This is a genomic window from Sulfuricurvum sp. (assembly GCF_022759005.1).
Taxonomy (GTDB): Bacteria; Campylobacterota; Campylobacteria; order Campylobacterales; family Sulfurimonadaceae; genus Sulfuricurvum.
In genome coordinates this window covers 4,640-9,327 of the sequence record NZ_JAEMQA010000078.1, presented here as the reverse complement: position 1 = coordinate 9,327, position 4,688 = coordinate 4,640, and the positions used below count along the sequence as shown (strand labels likewise).

General features: G+C 44.5%; 6 protein-coding genes. 5 read left to right on the top strand and 1 reads right to left on the bottom strand.

The window, feature by feature from the left end:
- The 3 genes from JHC35_RS05180 to JHC35_RS05170 all read left to right on the top strand — a co-directional run.
- The coding region (locus JHC35_RS05180) for a transposase (protein WP_295042682.1) at positions 1-821 on the top strand (821 nt) is incomplete at its 5' end.
- An 82-nt stretch (positions 822-903) separates the two neighbouring features.
- A complete protein-coding gene (locus tag JHC35_RS05175; RefSeq protein WP_295042680.1) occupies positions 904-1,059 on the top strand; it encodes a hypothetical protein in 156 nt (51 codons plus the stop codon).
- Positions 1,060-1,286: 227 nt separating this feature from the next.
- Entirely contained in the window at positions 1,287-2,024 is a 738-nt protein-coding gene (locus tag JHC35_RS05170) for a polysaccharide deacetylase family protein (RefSeq protein ID WP_295042678.1), read from the top strand.
- Here the strand turns inward: JHC35_RS05170 and dmeF are convergent.
- On the bottom strand, positions 2,021-2,947 hold the full coding sequence (gene dmeF / locus JHC35_RS05165) for a CDF family Co(II)/Ni(II) efflux transporter DmeF (RefSeq protein ID WP_295042676.1): 927 nt from the start codon (positions 2,945-2,947) through the stop codon (positions 2,021-2,023). The genes JHC35_RS05170 and dmeF overlap by 4 nt on opposite strands.
- A gap of 70 nt (positions 2,948-3,017) precedes the next feature.
- Between dmeF and JHC35_RS05160 the strand changes: the two genes are divergently transcribed.
- Complete coding sequence (locus tag JHC35_RS05160) at positions 3,018-3,290, top strand: metal/formaldehyde-sensitive transcriptional repressor (protein WP_295042674.1); 273 nt, start codon at positions 3,018-3,020, stop codon at positions 3,288-3,290.
- Positions 3,291-3,564: 274 nt separating this feature from the next.
- Positions 3,565-4,617: an SO_0444 family Cu/Zn efflux transporter gene (locus JHC35_RS05155; protein WP_295042672.1), complete on the top strand. Its 1,053-nt coding sequence runs from the start codon at positions 3,565-3,567 to the stop codon at positions 4,615-4,617.
- Positions 4,618-4,688 lie beyond the last annotated feature (71 nt).

Genomic DNA, 4,688 nt, shown 5'->3' with positions numbered 1-4,688 from the left:
AGGGATGGACCGATGAGAGTGAGATGATATGCTATCACTTCGATCACACCAAAGGCAAAAACGTCAAAGGACTCAATATTCTCAACGCGCTTTATTATTCCAACGATATAGCTATTCCCGTAGCTTACGAGATTGTCCGTAAGCCGATACATTTTTGCGACTTGGAAACAAAGCAAGAGAAGCGAAAAAGTACCGTTACCAAAAATGAACTGATGCGGAATATGATTCAGACCTGCCTTCTCAATCAACTGAAGTTTCGGTTTGTCCTTATGGACAGCTGGTTTGCTGCGACCGAGAACTTTGAGTTTATTACAAAACACAAAAAAGAGTTCATTGCAGCTCTAAAAGATAATCGGATGTTTGCTCCCTCACTGGAGGAAAAATATCAAGGACGCTTTATCAAAGTGAGTGAAGTGACACTATCAGACAAGCAATCCATCAAAGGCTACCTGAAAGGTTATGAGAAAGAGATCCTTCTGGTTAGACGAGTCTTTACAAACAAAGATGGAAGTACGGGTGAGCTTACTCTGGTCTGTTCCGACACAACGCTTGATGGCGATACTGTCGCAATGATCTATCAAAAACGGTGGAAAATTGAAGAGTTTCATAAGTCGCTTAAATCGAATGCCGCTTTGGCTAAATCGCCAACCAAGACGATCAAAACCCAAGCCAACCATGTATTTATGGCAATTTATTCGGTATTCAAGCTTGAATGTCTTAAAATCAAACATGCATTAAACCATTTCGCACTCAGAACAAAATTGCTTATTCGTGCCAATCAAATGGCTTTTATAGAATTACAGAGATTGAAGAGTGCGTAAGGTCAGTTAATAAAATATATTTTTGAGCGTTTGCATTTCCTACGTTACAATATCTCACTATTTTGAGCCAAAAGAGGATTTTATGAAAGTATTGTTTTTCGGTTTGGGTATGGTTTTGTTTCTATCAGGGTGTTCTGCGACATGGAGCGGAATTAAAGAAGATACTTCCAGTGCGGTCGATTGGACCAAAGGAAAAGTGAATCAAGGGGCATCCTACGTCAAAGAGAAAACCCAATAATGTGTTTTGTTCTCACACTGATATTACTCTTCGCCGCATTCTCTTTTTTTACCAAAGGGCTGATAATACAGGCTCTGATGAGTGGAGCTTTAGCTCTTATCGCTCTCTTCTTTTTCATCCGAAAACTTATCAAAAATGCCCCTTGTATCTTTGGAAAAGATCGCGATTGCACCAAGCGCTAAGCTCTCTGCGCTACAATATCACTACTTGATACAAAGGCACCCTTTATGTCTAAATTGCTTTTTTTACTGCTTTTGAGTTTTCCGATTTTGGCAGATGAACCGCAACAATGGGGAGAAAACGTTACCGGAGTCGTTACCACATTCGCCACCCAAAAAAAAGAGATTGCCCTCACTTTTGACGCCTGCGGAGGAAGTTTTCGAAGCTCACAGTACGATGCGGAACTTATCAAATTTTTGAGTGAAAATCGTATCCCTGCCACCCTCTTTATCAACTCACGCTGGATCCACAGCAATCCCGAGATATTTGCAACCCTTGCCGCCAACCCCCTCTTTGAAATCGCAAACCACGGAACGGCTCACCGCCCCCTCTCGATCAACGGCAAAAGTATCTACAATATCGCAGGAACGACCTCTCCTGAAGAAGTGGCCAACGAAATCAACGGCAACGGCGATCTTATCGAGAAACTTACCGGAAAACGCCCCCGCTTTTTCCGCTCCGGCACTGCTTATTATGATGAGCAAGCGGTTAAAATCGCTCACAAAAACGGAGTTGAAATCGCAGGCTTCAGTGTGTTAGGGGATGCGGGAGCAACCTTTAGCGCACCCAAAGTCGCACAACAGTTAGAGAGCGCCCGCAACGGCGATATTGTCATTTTTCATATGAACCACCCAGAAAGCGGAACACGAGAAGGGATTATGGAGGGAATAGCAAAACTCAAAGCGCGAGGATACAGCTTCGTCCGCCTCAGCGATGTCAAAGAACATCTCAATCGCCTCCCTTAAACGTTGGAGTTGATCTCCACCGTAATATGGACCAGCTCTTCGTGGATCGAGAGGGCATTGCGAAACCGTGTCGGGGTCATCCCATTTTCACTTTGAACAGAAAGTATCACTGAGTATTTCCCCTTACCGACGCGCCAAACGTGCAAATCAGTGATGCGCGCAGAGGGATCCACCTCGGCTATCACCTCACGAATCTCTTCAACAACGGGATCATCCATATGTGCATCCAGCAACACCCGTCCCGTATCACGAAGCAACCCGAATGCCCAAATGCTCACCAATGCCCCTCCGACGATTCCCATCGCCGGATCAAGCCATGACGCTCCCCACAATTTCCCTGCGATTAATGCCATAATCGCCAATACGGATGTTGCAGCATCCGCTACGACATGCATATACGCCGAACGGAGGTTAAGATCGTGGTGATGGTCATCCCCGTGATGATGGTGATCATGCCCGTGGTGGTGGTGATCGTGATGATGATCACCGCCCAACAACCATGCGCTCGCTAAATTGACGATAAGACCCAATACCGCAACGAAAATCGCTTCGTCATAATGGATTATTGTCGGCGAGAATAGCCTTTCGATTGATTGGTAAAACATAAAACCCGCCACAGCAAGGAGAAGCAAAGCACTTGAATACCCGCCGAGTATTTCAATCTTCCATGTCCCAAACGCAAAGCGTCCGTCCTGTGAATATTTGCGCGCTAAAACATATGCACCGACCGATAATCCCAATGCGAGAGCATGAGTACTCATATGCCATCCATCCGCAAGCAGTGCCATCGAACCGTAGTAATACCCAGCAATAATCTCTGCAACCATCATCGCGAAGGTCAGAAGCATAACCAAACGGGTACTTTTCTCAGCTGCATGGTTAGTACTGTCAAATTGGTGAGAATGAACCAATACATTATCCATTGTATTATCCTAAAGAAATTTTATGATACTATACCCCAGTATACTTAATATCTCTTAAAAGGTTATAACTATGGCACATACAATAGCCAATAAAGAAAAATTGCTGCTACGGGTTAAAAAAATCAAAGGACAAATGGGTGCAATCGAAAAAGCATTGGAAGCGGAAAAAGAGTGTTTTAAAGTCCTCCAACAAATCAGTGCGGCACGCGGCGCAATCCACTCGCTTATGAGTGAAGTACTCGATGGTCACATCAAAGAACATTTGGGCAATCACATTGATCCACATGAGAGGGAAAGAGAGATAGAGAATCTAGCCGCATTGCTTAAAACCTATCTCAAATAAAAAATCGTTCCTTTCTTTGTGGCGTAAAGTTAAGTAGACTTCTTGCACAACCCAACTTTCCGTTCGTGGTGAGCTTGTCGAACCATGAACAAAACACCCTTCGACAGGCTCAGGGAGAACGGAATGAAAGATTAATTTCGAGGCTATGCAAGAAGTCAAGTAAAATACTTATATTTTGAAGATAAACGTATTCATTCTTTCTTAAGTTCATCAGACCTTCTTAAGTCAAAATGCATATCATTTCAATAATAGTTATTATTTTCAGGAGCATGACATGCATTTAATTTGGGAAGCGTTTTGGGAGTTGAGTATCGACATGGGAATCTATATCCTGTTCGGTCTTTTGGCCGCCGGAGTGTTGCATCAGTTTATCAGTGAGACATGGATTCAAAAACATCTAGGTGCCGATACTCACGCTTCCGTCTACAAAGCAGCTCTTTTTGGAACCCCGCTGCCTCTGTGCTCATGCAGTGTTATCCCCTTTGCCGCGTCTTTACGACGCAACGGTGCGTCCAAAGGGGCAACCTTGTCGTTTTTAATCTCCACTCCAATTACGGGTGTTGATTCGATACTGGCAACCTTTGGGATGTTCGGGTGGGTATTTACCCTCTATCGTGTTGTCACGTCCGTAGCGATCGCAATTGCTGCCGGAATGTTGATGAATATTTTTGAGCCCAAAGAAGTACTCAAAAAAGGTTTTTCATTCACCGCTACCGCTCCAAAAGTTACCCCGATCGGCAAACCGGAGATCAAAAAGCCGTTTTCGCTTGTCGCAGTTTTTAAATACGGATTGGTAACCTTATTGGGAAGTTTCAGCAAGCCTCTATTTTGGGGACTTTTGATCGGTGCGTTTATTACGGCGGCACTCCCGTCCAATCTCCATGAGCTCTTTAACGACAATCGCTTATTAGGCTATCTGATAGCCGTCGCTATCGCCGCACCCATGTATGTATGTGCTACCGCTTCACTCCCCATTGCGGCATCACTCATTATCGCGGGAGTCTCACCGGGTGCCGCCTTTATCTTCCTCAGTGCAGGCCCCGCAACCAATACCGTAACAATGGGGGTCGTCAAATCGATGCTGGGGACACGCGCATTAGTGATTTATCTCTCCGTGATTTTTATCGGGAGTATAGCTTTCGGCGCCTCTATCGATTGGCTTTTTGCCTCATTTTCGATCCCTATGAGTGTCGATATGCACGAACATCACGGAATACTCTCCGAAATTGCGGCAGTCGTTATGCTTGGACTGATCGGATGGCATTTAATACGTGAACGGTTCCAAAAAAATAAAAAAAGCTGCAGCGGGGGATCGTGTTGTTCCTAATATTTTGATGATTTAGATAGTTTGTCCGCTATAATCCGCCACTTTTTCCTTAGGACTGCTCGTGAATGAAA